The sequence below is a fragment of the Williamsia sp. 1135 genome, assembly GCF_002095395.1.
Lineage (GTDB): Bacteria > Actinomycetota > Actinomycetes > Mycobacteriales > Mycobacteriaceae > Williamsia.
Window position 1 is genome coordinate 1 of the sequence record NZ_MJEI01000068.1, and the last position, 18,277, is coordinate 18,277.

Below are 18,277 nucleotides of genomic sequence, written 5' to 3' on the forward strand. Positions count from 1 at the left end.
GGGTTCATTGTTGTTGTGACCTGCGTTGATAGTGGTGTTGTCGGGCTCGGTATTGGTGTTTTCGTCGCCAGAGTGACCAGCGGAGGGGGTCAGCGATGGCATGCAGTGGTGTGAGGACGAGGATCGTGAAGAGTTTGCGGAACTCGTTGACCGACAACCGGATCAGTCCAGGTTCTGAGGGTTGGGCCAGGCGTTCAGTGGCGGTATGCACGGCCAGGAAGGCGTGCGCAGCCATGACCAAGGTAATCCAGCGGTGCCAGGACGTCCACGTCCGCACTTGATGCTGATCCAGACCGGTCAGGCCTTTGCCGCTCTGGAACGATTCCTCGACCGTCCACCGCCGCCCGGCGACTCGGACGTACTGGTTCAGCGGCACCGGTGCCGGGCTGTAGCAGCGATAGAAGGCGAGCTCGCCGGAGCTATCGTTGCGCCGCACCAACACGTGACAGAGGCCAACATCGGGACGCTCGGTGGTCGCGATCAAGGCCCAGGAGTACCAGCGGTGTCCTTTGCTACCGGCGCCGGCAGACATCTTGTGCCAGGACCGCGGCGGTAGATTCTCAGCAAGGGCATCGACCCGGATCTTCCCGGCGGCTGTGGGGACCTGCCGATTGCATCCGACGGCCAGGACGTAGCCGATCTGTCTGTTGTGCAACGCTTTTCGTAGGTTCGGGTCTGCGCCGTACACTTCATCGCCAGCGACCCACGAGGCCGGAACGTCGGCGTCGAGGGCCGCCTCGACCAGCGTGGTTGCCAGGGCTGGTTTGGTAGCGAACTCGACCGTGTCAGGGACCCCGGCCTTGGTCCTTCGCTGCGGGTCGGTGGCCCAGGTGTGCTGCGGCAGGTACAGCGCTCGGTCGATCAGGGTGTGTCCGCGAGCGGCGGCGTAGGTCAGGTAGACCGCGACCTGACAGTTCTCCGTGCGTCCGGCGGTTCCGGTGTACTGGCGTTGTACCCCAACGGTGTTGGTGCCCTTCTTCAAGTCGCCGGTCTCATCAACGACAAGCACCGCATCAGGGTCGGCCAGGTGGTCGATGACATAGCTGCGAACGTCATCGCGGACCAGATCAGCGTCCCATTTAGCGCGGGACAGCAAGTGCTGCAGTCGGTCAGGGGTGCCATGGCCCGATAGTTCGGCGATAGTCCAGCAGTTCTTGGAACCTATATCGGCCAGCAAACCCAGCACCAGCGCACCGGCGTTGCGTCGTGCTTCGACCCGCGCGAACCGCGACGAGAACGACTCCAACAACCCATCCAGGCCCGCATGCCACCGCTCATGGTCTACCCTCAGTGCTGCGGTTGCCGCAGCTGATCTGGATGTCTTCACAAACTCGAGATCATGCCGCGGCAACCGCGCCTACCAGCGCAAACACGCCGAAACTACCTATCTACGGCTGTAGTACTAGGGTTGCAGGTGGCTCTTACCGAGACTGCCAGGCAATTTCTGGATCGCCGAGTCCATGTCGACAAAAAAATCGAAGGGTTAATTACTAGACGCGATGCAGAATTTAGGTCGACAGAGGAACGGCGAGCCAGTGATATGGCTGAGAGATCGTTGGCTCCTATCGTCGTTAGGTCGAGAACAGTAGAAGACGCTCCTACATGCCAGACGTTGCGAAAGGCGATGCTCGCACTTAAATCTGGTGATCAAACCGTAGCTTTTGAACAAATTGGGATTGCTAGGAAAATGAATCCCGATTTTTGGGAAGTCGACCGTGTTGAGGGCTTCGTCCGCGGCCGGTCAGGCGATATCGGTGGTGCAACAAAATGTTATGAGCGTGCCTATGCGAACTCCTCTGGAGAGGGCCGAGCTGTGGTTGCGCATTTCTTCGCTGGGCATCTTGCGCGAAATGTTAAGGATCTCAGCGGTGCGATCGATTATGCAAACGAGGCTCATGGAACGCTTCAAATGTCTGATACTGCTGCCCAGCTCGGAACATACTTAGTTTGGGCTAATCGCTTCTCCGAGGGAATCGCACTCATAGAGCCCGCATCTGTGAAAATGTCAGGGAAGTCGCGCTTGATAGCCATCAGCAGTCTTGCTGAGGCTTATCGTAGGTGGGCCGAATATTCTGGGAGTTCCGAGCGCAACCCGCTGTTGCAGTACGACAAGGCTAGGAAAGGTTTAGAGATTGCTCTGGCGGCTCTTGAGTCGGGTGTCTCAGACGATCGATTGAGAGACACCGCAACGAACTGCGCGGCCGAGGCTATACGGGGTGCCACGAAAGCACTACGCGCTTCTGGAACGGTCCCGGATCTCGCTGAATGGTTGGCGTACGTCGAGAAAGCGCTTGTCAGATTGGTTAATTCTGGCTCCTGGAGCCAGCTGCTGTTTGAGCTTGACAAACTATCTAAGACGCGCAACTGTCCTGTCGCTGGACGGCGCCTGTTAAGTCTGGCGAACTCGTTGGATGAAAGCTTACGCGGCCATCCTGCGGACTTGAGCGCAGCAGATGGGCGTCTGATAGGAGAAGTGGTTTCCATACGCGAGAATTACGGGTTTGTTCGGCATCCGAGTTATCCAGATAACCTCTTCTTCCATGCAGATGACGTATTCGACAAAGGTGGATTTGAAATAATCAACAGCGGCGCGCTGGTCAGATTTCAGGTGAGTGAATCCGAACGGGGACCTCGAGCGACCATTGTAGAACGAGAGATGTAGCGCTTCTTGGCTGTTTTTATCTTCGGGTCATTGCTCTACCTCGGTACCCGATATTCGTGTCTCTATCGGAGTGCAGTTGTTTGGTCTGACCGTAGTTTGATCTTATGGTTCGGAATTAAATGGCTGCAGACTGGAGGGCAGAATAGGCCAATATAATAAACGAGTTCGCTATAACGCGACGGGTTCCAGCTTTGCCGTAACGAACATGAACTGCGAAATGTGCCAATTTCAAGGTGAGATTAAATTGACCGACTCTTCGCCCCAATGACTGGAGATTTATGGCCCCGCTACTCCGAGACTGGGTTGACTGGATCGACCAAAACGCATCGGACCCGCTCGTGGCGATCGCGCTTGGCAAGCGCGCCGGGAGTGTTGCGCGGAGGTTGGCGGATGGCGAGAAGTTGCATGTCCGTCAAAGCGAAGAAACGATAACGCAGCTCGTGTTGTTGGACCTCCGGCGGACGATTCCAGGTTTCCGAACGAGAATGCTAGGGCGGCAGGAGGAAGCTCGCGAGGGCGCAGATTGGGAGTGGTGGATCGAGGGTCCGACGCGCTGGTTTGGTATGTTGGTTCAAGCGAAGCGCTTGGACGAGCGCGCAAGGTACGACTTCAGTCACACCCCTGCGCCGAGCCGCCTCAACCCGCACCCGGTACCGCAATTGGATGCCCTGATCGTTTCCGCGCGGCGCTTAGGCGTGGAGCCCGTTTACGCGCTCTATAATGCTCCATCCAAGACAACACGACGTTTTTCAACAACGTCGTGTTGGCAAGACCACCTATTGCCCGATCAGTTGACTGCAATAACGACCGTGAGCGCCCATCGAATTCGTCAGATGCTTCTGGATCCTGGCCGACAAACCCAACGCTCGATCCTGAACCTCCAGGAGGTTGCTCCAGAATCAGTGGCTTGGTCATGCTTGGCAAGCTGCCCTAGCGACTGCGCAGGGCCACGACTTCCGATGACGCGGCATAACGACCCGAGGCCGCGCCCGCCCGACTCAGGTGATGGACCGCTTGTGCCGTCCGCGTCTCCGGGTGCGACCGGAGACTTGTCGCCAGTGTTGACGGGGAGCTCGGCAGCTGACGGCTCCGAGTTGTCGGTTTGGCGTGCCGGGAGAAATGATCCGGCCCGCAGCGCAATGCTGTCTGTTTTGCGCTCGTCATTGGAACCGGAGGACTATGCGCCGCTAGCTCGAGGGGCGACTGAGGACCTGCCCGGAGCGCAACTGCAGCCGCCCGACTACCTTCCGCCACGAGAGGGTCAACCGCTTGGTGGAGGCGGCGATGAACTGCAGCCAGGGGATAAGCCTCGAGTTGTTGTTGCTCAGTACCTAGCTCGATAGGCCCGCTAGCCAGTCACCTGGATGCAATCGTCCAACGTCGTATGCACACACTGTTTCGAGTGACATCGTCCCGATCTGAGCTCAGCCAAAGGCAGCCGACCACCTGTAGGTGTGGACACGACGATGGCCTTTCGACGATCTTAATAGGTTGCTTACGCCGTGCCGCTAGAGTTTGAGCTTCAACTCGGCGTAACATTTTGGGGGTCCCGTGGACGCGTTCGGTGTGCTTGCGAAGGTTTTGGACGACTACCGGTCCTTCGTCTCGGGGTTTCTGAATATCAAGGACCCTTCCGTCAAAGCGAAGGTCGAAAGTGAGATAGCGAACGGTCTGCTTTGGCCTCAGCCCTGGCTCGCGCTCAACCCAGCATTCGAGCCCGGAGGCACCGTCAGTGAGCTCGTTGACTCTGGCGTGCTGCACCCCGCCAACCGCGAGATCTTCCGTGCCCGCACTGATGAGGATCCTTTCGGACGGGAGATCGCTTTCCACAGACACCAAAGCGATGCGTTCTCCACAGCTAAGCGCCGTGAATCCTACGTTCTGACTACGGGAACCGGATCGGGAAAATCGATGGCCTACATCGTCCCGATTGTTGACCGCGTGTTGCGGGAGGGCAGCGGTGATGGTGTCCGGGCAATCGTCGTCTATCCAATGAACGCCCTGGCCAACAGCCAACGCGGAGAGCTGGAGAAGTTTCTCGGGAAAGACAAACCGAAGGTTACGTTCGGTCGCTACACTGGCCAGGAAAAGCGCACCGAGCGCGAAGCAATTTTAGCTAACCCGCCGGACATACTACTCACCAACTACGTGATGCTCGAACTCATGCTTACCCGGCCGCGGGAACGCTCGGCTCTGATCACTAGCGCCGCGAATCTGTCCTATCTCGTACTCGACGAGCTTCACACCTACCGCGGGCGACAGGGCGCTGACGTCGCTATGCTCATCCGTCGCCTCCGCGGCGCGGTCGGAGTCACCGACCTGCAGTGCATCGGAACCAGCGCCACCCTCGCGGGACCCGGCACCAGAGCGGAACAGCGCCTAGAGGTCGCTGAACTAGCCACGAGAATCTTCGGCACCGAAATCCCGGCCGAAAACGTCATTGGCGAAACACTCCGGCGCGCGACAACCGGCCGAACCGACAACACAGAATTAACTGCCAGACTCGCTGTGGAAGCTCCGTCAAACTGGGATGAACTCCATCGAGATCCCTTGGCGATCTGGACCGAAGAAACCTTCGGACTTCGCGATGACGATGAAGGCAAACTCGCCAGGCAGGTGCCAACCCGGCTGAAAGACGCCGCGTCGGTACTCGCCGAACTCACTGGCGTCGTCCCCGCAGTCTGCGAAGATCGTCTCCGCGAGCTGCTGCTGGCTGGTTCGAAGGCGCGAGATGAAAGCGATCGACCGCTATTCGCCTTCAAGCTTCACCAGTTCATCGGCAAAGGCGATACTGCCTACGCCACACTCGAGAGCCCCGAGAGCCGCTACCTAACAACTCAATACCAACGCAGTGCACCTGTGGGGGCCTCTGGTCAGCCGCTGTTTCCTTTGGCGTTCTGCCGCGAGTGCGGACAAGACTATTTGGTGGTCAACCTCGATCGAGGTGGCGAAAACTTCAGTCCTCGAACTCTTAACGGTGGACGCGGCGAACAAGCCGAAGCCACTGGACTACTTCTGATCACCGAAACACCGTGGCCAGATGTGCACGATCCAGCCCTGCTCAAGCTGGTGCCGGACGATTGGATCATTGAGACCTCTGGTTCCCGCACACTGGACACCGGGCGCCGCACGCGACTCCCGCGAGGCGTCCGCGTCGACTCATTCGGAACGATCACCGACGACGGACTGACCGCAGCGTTCTTTGAAACTTTGCATTTTTGCCCTAGCTGCAAAACGAGTTACGAAAGTTCCAGACAGTCCGAGTTCTCCCGCGTGTCTAGCTTGGGCACCGAAGGGCGTGCTAGCGCCGTGACCGTGCTGTCGCAGGCAGTGGTCCGCACACTGAAGGCAGAAACAGATCTGGATGACGAGGCCCGAAAGTTCTTGGCCTTCTCAGACAACCGGCAGGACGCAAGCCTGCAGGCCGGCCACTTCAACGACTTCGTGTCGGTCGGCCTCGTCAGGTCAGCGCTGTACCGAGCCGCACTCGACCAGCAAGAGCGAGACCCCGAAGAACCGCTAACCGACGAAGACCTTGGTCCTCGAGTGGTCAAGGTCCTCGGCGGTACTCTCGCCGATTTCGCGAAGAACCCCGAGGTCGAATACGCGGCGAAGAAAAAGGTCGCCAGCGCATTGCGTGACTCGGTCGCTTACCGATTGTGGGCCGATCTACAACGCGGTTGGCGCATCACGATGCCGAACCTGGAACAAACCGGTCAGCTGCGACTGTCGTACGCCGGTATCGATGAATTGGCCGCGGACCAACCAAAGTGGGCGGATCTTGGTCAGCCGCTGGCCGGCGCTGAACCCGAGACCCGCCGTCAGATCATGGGAGTCCTGCTCGACGAGCTCCGTCGACACATCTGTATCGAATCCGACTATCTCTCCGAAGAGCGGTACGACAGCATCAAACGAGCGAGCCAAGAGTGGCTCCGGCCCCCATGGGCATTGACCGATGACACCGGCATTTATGCCGGAACCGCCTATGCGGGAAGCAGACCCAAGTTTGCCGGCACTGGTGCGGACCTGCACATCTCAGGTCTGGGCAATTACGGTCGGTGGCTTCGCCGCCCCGATCGTTTCCCGCTATATGACCATCCCCTCAAACCGGCCGATGCCGACGGATTGATCTCAAGCTTGCTCACCCTGATGGCCAGGGTGGGAATCCTCGCGAAGATCGTCGAGAAGAACCGTCCCCTCGGATACCGGGTCCATGCAGGAATTATCGAATGGCATGCCGGGGACGGCGAATACCGCGCACCGGACCCGATCCGCGGAAACCAGACTCAGGGCAGGGTCAACCCGTTCTTCCGTAGCTTCTACGCCGAAACAGCCACCGGTCTCGTCGGTCTCGAGGCGCGCGAGCACACTGCGCAGGTCACTGCCGAGTTACGTCAAGACCGGGAGATCCGGTTCGGTGATGCCACGTTGCCGGTGCTCTACTGCTCACCGACGATGGAGCTCGGCGTCGACATTAAGAGTCTGAACGTAGTGGGAATGCGCAACGTCCCCCCGACGCCCGCCAATTATGCGCAACGTTCCGGCCGCGCAGGACGCTCCGGACAGCCCGCCGTCGTCCTGACTTACTGCTCCACCGGAAACGCGCATGACGCCTACTATTTCGGGCGCAGCCAGGACATGGTCGCCGGCGCGGTGGCCCCACCGCGGCTCGAACTGGGAAACCAAGACCTCGTCCGCGCGCATGCGCATGCCATCTGGCTGGTGATCTGCGATCTGGATCTCAAATCCAGCATGGTCGATCTCCTCGATGTCGATGCACCCGGACAGCCCCTGCGCGATGACGTGCGCTCGAAGATCGACTCGACAACCCACGCCGGCCGTGCCATCGCCGCAATCAGTGCGGTACTGACTGCCGCCTCCGAGGTCACCAGCGCCCCCTGGTGGCATGCCGACTGGATTGAAGAGACCGTCAAACGCGCATCGATACGGTTCGACCGCGCTGCGGATCGCTGGCGGGGCCTCTACCGCGAATCCCTGGGCGAACTCGACAGCGCCAACGACATCCTCAAGAACATCGGTGCCTCAGAGCCGTCGAAACGGCAAGCCCGCGGACGCATTGCCGAGGCGAGAGCCGCACTGGACCTTCTCAAAGGTCAGATCGACGATGTCAACCAGGGAGATTTCTACACCTACCGATATTTCGCCTCTGAGGGATTCTTGCCGGGCTACTCGTTCCCCCGTCTTCCGCTATCGGCGTTCATCCCCGCAGAACGACGAACCAAGAACGGGCAGGGCGACTACGTACAGCGGCCTCGGTTCCTCGCGATTAGCGAGTTCGGGCCGGGAGCGTTTATCTATCACGAGGGCGCCCGCTATGAGGTAAACCGCGTAAGCCTGCCCGCCCGCGAAGACGGCAGTGGCGTGAATATCACCGAGATAAAGCGATGCGAATCCTGCGGGTACATGCACGATCTGAACGGACCAACCAGTCACGAGATCTGCGACCACTGCGGCTCGGCCTCGCTGCTTACCATGAGCAAGATGATGCGGCTTCTCGCCGTCAAAACCCGGCGCCGCGACCGAATCAGTGCTGACGAGGAAGAACGGCAGCGCGCCGGCCACGAAATCGTCACCTCAATCCGGTTCGAACCACACGGCGAACGCGCCGGACAGCTCACCAGCACGCTGACGGTAGACGGTGACACCATTGCCACGATCACCTACGGAGATACGGCCCTCATTCGCCGGATGAACGTAGGCCTACGTCGACGCAAAGACAAGGACATCAAAGGCCACTTACTCGACACCCTCGAGGGGAAATGGGCTCGCGAGAGTGACCTACTGAAGAACGACGGGGCAGCCAGTGCCACCGACGGTGATCGTGTACAGAGAATCGTTCCGTACGTCGAAGATCACCGAAACGCGCTCTTGATGTATCTATCCGCCACCATTCCCGACGAGCAGCGGATGGCAGCCATGTACGCGCTGAAACGGGCGATCGAGGCCGTATACCAGCTCGAAAGCAACGAACTCGCAGTCGAGCCAATGCCCGGCGGATCCACACCGGACGCCTGGTCCCGACTCATGTTCTTCGAGGCCGCAGAGGGTGGTGCGGGCGTGCTGAGGCGATTGGCCACCGAACAACACCAGGTGCGTGCAGTCGCCAGGAAGGCAATTGAAATTTTGCATTACGACCCCGATACCGGCGAGGACCTGGGCAAAGCCAGTCATGCGGTAGAGGAATGCGCCCAGGCTTGTTATGACTGCTTGCTATCGTATGGCAATCAGTGGGACCACCAACTGCTGGACCGGCACTGCGTGATCGAAATACTTCAGCAGTTGACCACTGCGACAATGGATATCGGTAGTGGCGGCGAGGAACGCGCCGACGTATTGACTCGCCTCGAGGGACCTAGTAACAGCCTCGAAAGGAGCTTCCTTCGGTTCCTCGACGAACACGGATATCGGCTGCCAGACGATGCGCAGCAGCTCGTCGATGACTATTACGTCCGACCCGACTTCGCGTTTCACACTGACGGCGGCGACGTAGCAATTTTTGTGGACGGCCCCGTGCACGATTCGGACCACCAGAGCCAGAAAGATGAGCAGGCACGGATGAAGCTCGAAGACGAGGCTGGATGGCTTGTCCTACGTTTCCATTATGCGGACGCAGAAGCCGGGTGGCATGAGACGGTGTCTGGACATCCCTCCGTATTCGGCAAGGGCAGGGCTGGGGCGTGACAGTCACCGATTTCCCTGCCGGCACGCTCATCAACGCCCGCGGCCGCGATTGGCTCGTCCTCCCCGGCGCATCCGAGGGAACGATCCTCGCCCGGCCCCTCGGCGGCCGCGACGACGAAACAACAGTGCTGCTACCGCAATTCGATAATCCGAAAGCGGCGATTTTCGACTCCCCTACAGTTGAGGATCGTGGTGACGCCGCTCGCGCCCGATTGCTCCGAGATGCTCTGCGGCTTTCATTCCGGGCCACTTCGGGTCCATTCCGATCCTTCGCCCAGCTGGCCGTAACCCCCCGGAACTACCAGTTGGTGCCCCTGATGATGGCCACCGCTCAGGAAACAACGCGTCTGCTTATCGCGGACGGTGTCGGTGTCGGCAAGACCGTCGAAGCCGGACTGATCGCCGCGGAACTTCTTGCCACCGGTGACGCGCAACGCCTCGCGGTGCTCTGTTCCCCACAGCTTGCCCCCCAATGGCAAACGGAACTGCGCAGCAAGTTCGGGATCAAGGCAGAGTTGCTGTTGCCCTCGACGGCGAACCGGCTCAAAGTGCCGTGGGGTTCGACCGTCTACGAGCAATATCCGTACTTGATCATCTCCACCGACTTCATCAAACAGCGCAGCCGTCGCGACGAATTCGCGTTGAAATGCCCCGAACTGGTCATCGTCGACGAAGCCCACACCTGCATCGCGCCGACTACTGCTGGGTCGAGTCAGGCGCACCAGCGGTACACGTTGCTCCGCAAACTCGCAGATGATCCAGCCAGACATCTCCTGCTACTCACCGCCACACCGCACAGTGGCGACGACGGTGCCTGGCAATCGCTTGTCGGGTTGCTCGACAACAGGCTCGGGGAGCTCCCCGCCGATCTGTCCGGACCCCAGCGCGACGAAGACCGTAAACTGCTCGCTCAGTTCCTCATCCAGCGTCAACGCGCCGACATCCGCGAATATTTGGATGAGGACACACCCTTCCCGAAACGGGAACGGGCCGAGGAAAGCTACAAGCTAACCCCCGAATACAGGGGCCTATTCGACAAAGTCATGCGCTTCGCCCGCGAACAGGTTGCCGATCCGTCCCTGAACAACGTGCACCAACGCGTGCGGTGGTGGTCGGCCATCGCGCTGCTGCGCTCGATCGCTTCGAGTCCCGCCGCCGCTGAGCAGACCCTGCTCAACCGCTCCGAACTCAGTGCCAGCCGGACGACGGAAGACGCGGACTCCATCGCCGCACCCCGCGTCCTTGATGTGGATCTCGACGATGCCGTCGAAGGCGATGACACCGCCCTCGGCGCCGACACCTTCGAGAGTGACGGCCCGGACGGGTCGGCACGCCGCCGCCTACGCGAATTGGCTGACATCGCAGGATCATTGAAGGGTGTCAAGGGTGATGCGAAGCTCAAACGCCTGATCGTGCTCCTGGCGGAACTTCTCGCCGAGGGTTATCACCCAATCGTCTTCTGCCGGTACATCCCCACCGCCGAATATCTGGCCGAACACCTCGGCGCGGCATTGACGAAAAAACACCGCAGCCTGAGAGTCGAATCGGTCACCGGCAGCTTGCCACCAGAAGAACGGCAAACTCGGGTCTCCGCGCTCACCGCCCACGACGGACCACGATTGCTGATCGCCACCGATTGCCTCTCCGAGGGCGTGAACCTGCAAGACGGATTCACCGCAGTGGTGCACTACGACCTCGCGTGGAACCCCACCCGACACGAACAACGCGAAGGCCGCGTCGACAGATTCGGTCAACGCGCCGATATCGTCCGCGCGATCACCTACTACGGCGTTGACAACGGCATCGACGGAGTAGTCCTCGACGTCCTGATCCGTCGGCACGAACGCATCCGCCGCAGTACCGGGGTATCGGTGCCGATCCCCGTCGACTCGACCACAGTCATGACCGCGATCTGGGAGTCTCTCCTGTTGCGCGGCAACGAGACCGACCAACTCGCCCTTGATTTGGGGTCAGCCACCTCGAGTGCTGTAACCGATGCCGTGGAAATGCATTGGACCGATGCTGCGGAACGAGAGAAGGTATCGCGTTCGAGGTTCCGGCAGGCATCTCTGAGTCCCGACGCCGTCGCCGAGACACTCGCCGACGTCCGACGCTCCCTCGGCGGCCCCGTCGACGCCGAAGTGTTCGTCCGTGACTCCCTGACCCTGCTCTCCGGGCAACTGAGCGAGACCGCCGACGGTTTCGCCGCCCGCATCGACACCCTCCCACCTGCCGTCCGCGAACAACTACCGCCATCGAAGAACCCGATCCTGCAGTTCCACCGGTCCTTCCCGGTTCCGGCCGGCGATCACGTTCTGAGTCGCACTGATCCCACCGTCGAGTCGATCGCACGCTACGTCCTCGACGCGGCCCTCGATCCTGAATTGCCCCCCACCCAGCGGCCGGCCCGACGCGCCGGTGTCATCCGCACCACCAGTGTGGAGAAGGTCACGACACTGCTCGTCGTCCGCTTCCGGCTCGAACTGATCATCCCCGGGGCCAAGACCACGATCACCCAGGTCGCCGAGGATGCCCAGTTCCTTGCCTTCACCGCCAGCGTCGGCACTCTGTCCTGGCTCGAGGAGTCCGCAGTCGAAGACCTGCTCGCCGCGCGTCCCACCGGAAACGTCGCTGACGAGCTCGCCCGCACCCAACTCGACCGGATCCTGGGCCGTCTCGACGGCACCGTCGACCACCTGACCAGCCGAGGCGAGGCGCTCGCCGCCGCCGCCGTGGCGGATCACCGGAAGGTGCGAAGGAGCAGCAAAACTGGGGTGAAAGGTATACGCGCACGACTACTTCCACCACCGGACGTCCTCGGCGTCTACGTCTATCTCCCCGATCGGAGCGCATCGTGAGTGGACTGTCCGCCTTCAAATCCGTACGGACGGTCGGCACCGTCCTACCGAGCGAGGCACTTACACGGTCCTCCGACCTGCGTATGCCGGGGCAGAAGGCCGCGGACTACCAACTCCCGCCCGGAATGGCCGTCAATGCGGCCATCGCCCGCGCCTGGGAAGCGATGCTCGCAGCCCACCGCGAGTGGACCCAGTCACTCGATCGTCTGCCACCGGAAGATCCGGCGACCAAACTCACCCGCGAGAAGTGGCTGCTCCCGCTGCTCTACGAACTCGGGTGGGGACGCCCCGAGGTGGTCGGCGGTGGCCTCGATGTGGCACCTGGACTCGGGGAAACCTCCCCACCACACTTCCCGATCTCCCACCGCCTGACCTGGCCCAACTCCACACAATTCGCGGTATGGGTGCCGTTGCACCTGCTGGGCGCCGGCGTCCCGCTCGACGGCAGAACCGAGGGTGTGACCGCGAGGGCACCCCAGTCGATGGTGCAGGACTACCTCAACCGCGAGGACCGCGCATTGTGGGCACTGCTGTCGAACGGTCGGACACTGAGACTGCTGCGCGACGCATCGACACTGGCCAAACAGTCCTACGTCGAGTTCGACCTCGATGACATCTTTACCAATCAGCGCTACGCAGATTTCCGGCTGCTGTTCCTCACTGCACATGCAAGCAGATTCGCCCCACGCGCCGAGAGCACGGAACCGGTTGAGAGCGACACAGAATCAGCGGACTCAGGGCTCAAACCAGAGGACTGTTGGCTCGAAACCTGGCGCACCACCGCGATCGAAGATGGCGCCCGGGCACTACTCACCCTCCAACAAGGCGTCGCGACCGCACTACAACACCTCGGTACAGGCTTCGTGAGCCACCCAGCGAACACCGCACTCCGCGACACCCTCGCGCATGCCCAGGACGCCGACCGCGACCTGCATCGCGCGTTGCTGCGCATCGCCTATCGGCTCATCGTCCTGTTCGTCGCCGAAGACCGGGATCTACTCCACACCCTGGCCACCGAATCCGACGCCCGCACGCTCTACACCGTGCACTTCTCCACAGCACGATTGCGACGCATGGCCAGCACACGGGGCGGTAGCCGCCACACCGATCTTTGGGAAGCACACCAGATCGTCACCGACGCCGTCGCCGGCGAAGGACAGCCCGTACTCGGGCTGAACGGGTTGGGCGCGACTTTGTTCGCGCGCGAGAACCTCAGCGTGCTCGACGGCGCGAAACTGCCCAATAGTAGTTTCCTGGCCGCCATTAAAGCTTTGGCCGAGATCGACGACCCGGCGACGGGGATCCCACGGCCAGTCGACTACCGCAATCTCGACAGTGAAGAACTCGGCGGAATGTACGAAGGCCTGCTGGCTTTCACTCCCCGCTACGACGCCGCGGCCCGCACATTCACCCTCGAGATCGCCGCCGGCAACGACCGCAAGAAGTCCGGTTCCTATTACACCCCTTCCGATCTCATCGCACTCGTTCTCGACGAGGTACTCAACCCGCTGATCGACGAAGCCATGCGAGCACCCGACCCCGAGGCGGCGCTACTTGCTCTCACCGTGGTGGACCCGGCGGTGGGCTCTGGCCATTTCGTTGTCGCTGCGGCCCGTCGTTTGGCCGCCGCAGTGGCAACGGTGCGCACCGGAGACACCGAACCCAACCCGATCGACCTCAGGGCCGCCACCGCGGATGTCATCGAACGCTGTATTTACGGTGTCGACCTCAACGACCTCGCTATCGAGATAACCAAAGTTGCTCTCTGGCTCGAAGCCTTCGATGCCAATCGCCCCTTCCCGTTCCTTGACGCACATTTCAAAGTGGGCAACGCGCTCCTCGGGACCACCCCAGAACTGTTACGCCACAACATTCCTGACTCTGCTTTCACTGTTCTCGGCGATGACGACAAAACATGGACTAGCAAGCTCAAAGCCCGCAACAAAGCCGAACGTGCCGCGATCGATGCCCAGCTGACATTCAGCTTCGGTCACGAAACACTGAATGTCGAAACCATGAAGTTCACCAAAGCCGCACGCGAAGCAGACACCGGCCGCGCCGCTGACCTCAGGCGAATTCGGGCACGAGCCGATGCATGGCGCACCCTCGAAGCCGACCCTGAAATGGTTGCGGCGAAACTCGTCGGCGACGCATGGTGCGCAGCATTCGTGCAATCTAAGACAAAAACGGTTGGACCCCAGCCGGAGAATTTCGAGAGCTCCGGGCAGGGCATAACCCACAACACGGTACGCCAGTTCGTCGACAACGTCGACGCAGTCCCCCCAGCTATCACCGAATCGGTGCGGCAACTCGCCCGTCAGTACCGCTTCTTCCACTGGCACCTTGAGTTCCCCGGCATCTTCACCGTCCCCAACGACGGGGCCGCCGCCGACCCGATCACTGGTTGGACTGGAGGGTTTTCGTGCGTCGTCGGCAACCCACCCTGGGAGCGAGTAAAGATTCAAGACAAGGAATTCTTCGCCAATATTGGGCGCAACGACATCGCCGACTCGAAGACTGCCGCCATTCGCAAGAAAATGATTGAGACGCTGGCTGAAATCGATCCTGACCTGTACACGAGCTATTGCGACGCGCTACGGCAATCCGATGGCACAAGCCACCTCTTATTAAAAAGCGGCCGTTACCCGCTTACGGGAAAAGGCGATGTTAATACCTACAGTGTCTTCGCCGAGACAATGCGCACCATCGCAGCGCCTAACGGAATCGCCGGAATCATTACACCCACCGGACTGGGCACCGACAAGACCACGGCACCATTCTTCTCCGACACCCTTAGCAACAAGCGACTTCTGGCTTTCTATGACTTTGAGAATGAAGCAAAGATATTTGCCGAGGTCCACCATTCATTTCGGTTCGCAATCACCGCAATGGCTGGTCGGCAGCGTGCCGCAGCGCGTAGCCGGTTTGCATTTCTGACCAGGCACCTCGCTGACGTTCCTTCACGCCGCTTTGAACTCGCCCCTGACGAGGTTCTCGCAATGAACCCCAACACCGGAACTCTGCCGATGTTCCGCACACGCGCCGATGCTGACATCACGCTCGGCATATACCGCCGCCACCCCGTGCTTATCCACGATAACGCCCCCGACGGGAATCCTTGGGGCCTGTCCTTCGCCCGACTCTTCGACATGGCGAATGACTCGGGTCTGTTCCGCCAACCGGAAGACCTGGCCGCTGCAGAATTCAACGGCTGGTCGTACGATGAAAATGGCCAAGAGTACGTTCCCCTCTATGAGGCGAAAATGCTCGGTCATTTCGACCATCGTTTCTCTACGTATCGTGATGCGACCCAGGCCCAACTGAATGTTGGGTCGCTCCCGCGCCCCACAGACGAACAACATGGCGATCCCTACCTAGAAGTGCAAGCTCGCTACTGGATTGAGCGGCCGAAAGTCGCTAAATTCTTACGCGGCAAATGGGATCGAGGTTGGTTGCTCGGCTGGCGAGACATAGCCCGAGCTAGTGACTCACGGACAATGACGCCCGCAGTTCTCCCCTACACCGCAGTCGCGGGCGGGTTTCCGCTTGCTTTTCCTCGATGCGGGAGCGACGCAGCCCTACTCCAATCCGTTTGGAGTAGCTTGCCCTTCGATTTCGTCGTCCGTCAGAAGAACGCTGGAACCCATCTCAACATGACTCTGATGCGACAGTTCGCATGTCCCACTCCTTCCACCTTCGCAGGTCCTACGGGTTGGCAATCCGGTTGCACGTTGGCCACCTGGGTCCTTCCGTATGCTCTGGAGTTGTCGTACACCTCGTGGCGGCTTCAGCCGTATGCCCGGGAACTCGGAGATCATGGGGCACCATTCAAGTGGAACTCGGAACGACGAACACTGCTCCGTGCCGACCTAGACGCCGCTTTCATGCACGTCTACGGCCTCACCCGCTCAGAAACAGAGCACGTTCTCGACTCATTCCCCGTTGTCCGCAAATACGAAGAACGTGTCTGCGGACACTACCGCACGCGGGCCCTAGTCCTGGAGGCGTACGACCGATTGGCGGCCGCTATTGCGCGCGGCGGCACAGGCTGGGAGTCGTTGGCAGGGGCACCGGCAGGTCAGGGACCTCGCCATTCAATAAAACGAGCATTACCTTAAAGGCGCCACACTTCCACTAGCCCAAATCACCCAGGGAGGAAGCGGGAGATGACGATCGTCACTGACCGTATCGATGGCAAGCCCAAGACTATCAAGGAATTATTCACCGGTCGAAAGTACGGACTTAAGTACTACCAGCGTGAGTACACGTGGTCGCAGGCCAATCTCGCGGAGCTACTCAATGATCTTTCCGGGCGCTTTCTCGATGAATACCAGCCCGAGCATGAGCTGAAACAGGTTGCGTCCTATCGCCCCTACTTCCTCGGGCCGATCGTCACGGCGCAGGAGGATGCTACATCGTTTCTGGTTGATGGTCAGCAGAGACTGACGACTTTGACTCTTCTTCTTGCGCATCTGATTCACTTGCATGGCGACCCCGATGGCAACATCAGGCCGCTGATTTACTCGAAGAAGTTCGGCGAACTATCCTTCAACCTGGACATTCCGCAGCGCGCCGAGGTTATGCACGCAATTCTCGAAAACGGAACCTTCAATGTCGATGCGACGCGCGATGAATCAGTACAGCGCCTTTGGCGCAGATTCAATGACTTCCCGGTCTTGTTCCCGGCGGACATTGCCGAACCATCGACCTTGCAGTTTTTCGTCGAATGGCTGCTCGAGAGAGTAGTCGTCGTCGAGATTTCAGCGACCGATCAGGCCATGGCGCTCGAAATGTTCGAGACCATGAACGATCGTGGTGCCCGCCTGACGCCGACGGACATGCTGAAAAGCTACTTACTTGCCCACATGCCCGAAACCGATATCCCCGCCGCCAACACCCTGTGGCGCGAGCGCATGTCCGAGTTGGCAAGTGTCGAAAGCACAGCGGATCGCGAGTTTCTCAAGGCTTGGCTGCGGGCAAAATATGCCGAAACGATGCGCGAAAGAAAACCCGGTGCAGCACAGCGTGACTGGGAGAACATCGGTACCACTTACCAGAAATGGGTCCGCGACAACGGGCCCCGCCTCGGCCTGAGTGGGCCCACAACTTACGCGACGCTGGTCAATCGGGATTTCGAGGTGATGAGCCGCCGCTATCGCGACCTGCTCGTTGCGGCGGGAAGCCCTCAACCGGGACTCGATCACGTTCACTACCTGTCCTGGACCGGGTTTACGCTCCAGTATCCTGTCATCCTTGCGGCGGTCACGCCTGATGATGACGATGCCACGTTCCAGGCGAAGGCTGAAGTGATCGCGGGCTTCTTGGAGCGGTTGATCGTCGGCAGAATTGTTAATTACCGGAACTATTCATACGCTCAGATGACCTACTCGATGTTCACTCTGATTAAGGAGATCCGGGATCTTCACGTCGACGCACTTCAGGCGCTTCTTCTTGACCGAATCGAGAACGGCGACGATCTCGATTCTTTCGATGCAATCGCGAACTTTCGACTAAACGGTACCAATAGGGGTAGGGTGCGTTTCCTTCTGGCGAGAATCACCGCATGGATCGACGAGCAGTGCAGAACTGGCCAGGCCTTTCACACATACATGAGCAAAGACACGAAGGATCCTTACGAAATCGAGCACGTCTGGGCGGACCATCCAGAGCGTCATCCTGAAATCGAGAATGAGTACGTGTTCGCTGAGACGCGTAATCGATTCGGCGGGCTGTTGTTACTACCGAAAAGCTTTAACGCAAGCTACGGAGACATGGAGTATGTGAAAAAGGTTAAACACTACGCTGGTCAAAACCTCCTAGCCCGCTCACTCCATCCCAGCGCTTACGACCACAACCCCTCATTTGCAAAATTCAGGTTTAAGAAATCGCTTGTCTTCAACCCTCACCCGGAGGAGTACTCGCGCGAAGTGATGGACGAACGGCAGGGCCTGTATAGGCAGCTAGCGGAACTTGTCTGGCATCCCGACGAATTCGGTATCAATTCAACTTTGGCCGAAGGATGCAATGACGTGGAATAATTCAGCAACGCGCGGTG

At 59.9% G+C, this 18,277-nt stretch carries 6 protein-coding genes; 5 read left to right on the top strand and 1 reads right to left on the bottom strand.

The window, feature by feature from the left end:
• Positions 1 to 4: 4 nt before the first annotated feature.
• Positions 5 to 1,246: an IS701 family transposase gene (locus tag BFL43_RS05030; RefSeq protein WP_084889687.1), complete on the bottom strand. Its 1,242-nt coding sequence runs from the start codon at positions 1,244 to 1,246 to the stop codon at positions 5 to 7.
• A gap of 168 nt (positions 1,247 to 1,414) precedes the next feature.
• Between BFL43_RS05030 and BFL43_RS05035 the strand changes: the two genes are divergently transcribed.
• From BFL43_RS05035 to BFL43_RS05055, 5 genes are all read left to right on the top strand, one after another.
• Positions 1,415 to 2,662: a cold shock domain-containing protein gene (locus BFL43_RS05035; RefSeq protein WP_168176532.1), complete on the top strand. Its 1,248-nt coding sequence runs from the start codon at positions 1,415 to 1,417 to the stop codon at positions 2,660 to 2,662.
• Between the two features lie 1,551 nt (positions 2,663 to 4,213).
• A complete protein-coding gene (locus tag BFL43_RS05040) occupies positions 4,214 to 9,364 on the top strand; it encodes a DEAD/DEAH box helicase (RefSeq protein ID WP_084891380.1) in 5,151 nt (1,716 codons plus the stop codon).
• Positions 9,361 to 12,222: a helicase-related protein gene (locus BFL43_RS05045; protein ID WP_084891382.1), complete on the top strand. Its 2,862-nt coding sequence runs from the start codon at positions 9,361 to 9,363 to the stop codon at positions 12,220 to 12,222. The genes BFL43_RS05040 and BFL43_RS05045 overlap by 4 nt, the downstream gene beginning before the upstream one ends.
• Before the next feature lie 293 nt (positions 12,223 to 12,515).
• On the top strand, positions 12,516 to 16,340 hold the full coding sequence (locus tag BFL43_RS05050) for a DNA methyltransferase (protein WP_240498069.1): 3,825 nt from the start codon (positions 12,516 to 12,518) through the stop codon (positions 16,338 to 16,340).
• A gap of 48 nt (positions 16,341 to 16,388) precedes the next feature.
• Positions 16,389 to 18,260, top strand: a complete 1,872-nt coding sequence (locus BFL43_RS05055) for a DUF262 domain-containing protein (RefSeq protein ID WP_084891386.1) — start codon at positions 16,389 to 16,391, stop codon at positions 18,258 to 18,260.
• The last annotated feature ends 17 nt before the right edge of the window (positions 18,261 to 18,277 follow it).

Excerpts from the sequence above, each read along its gene's own strand:
- BFL43_RS05055 (WP_084891386.1), top strand. The coding sequence starts at position 16,389 with ATGACGATCGTCACTGACCGTATCGATGGCAAGCCCAAGACTATCAAG.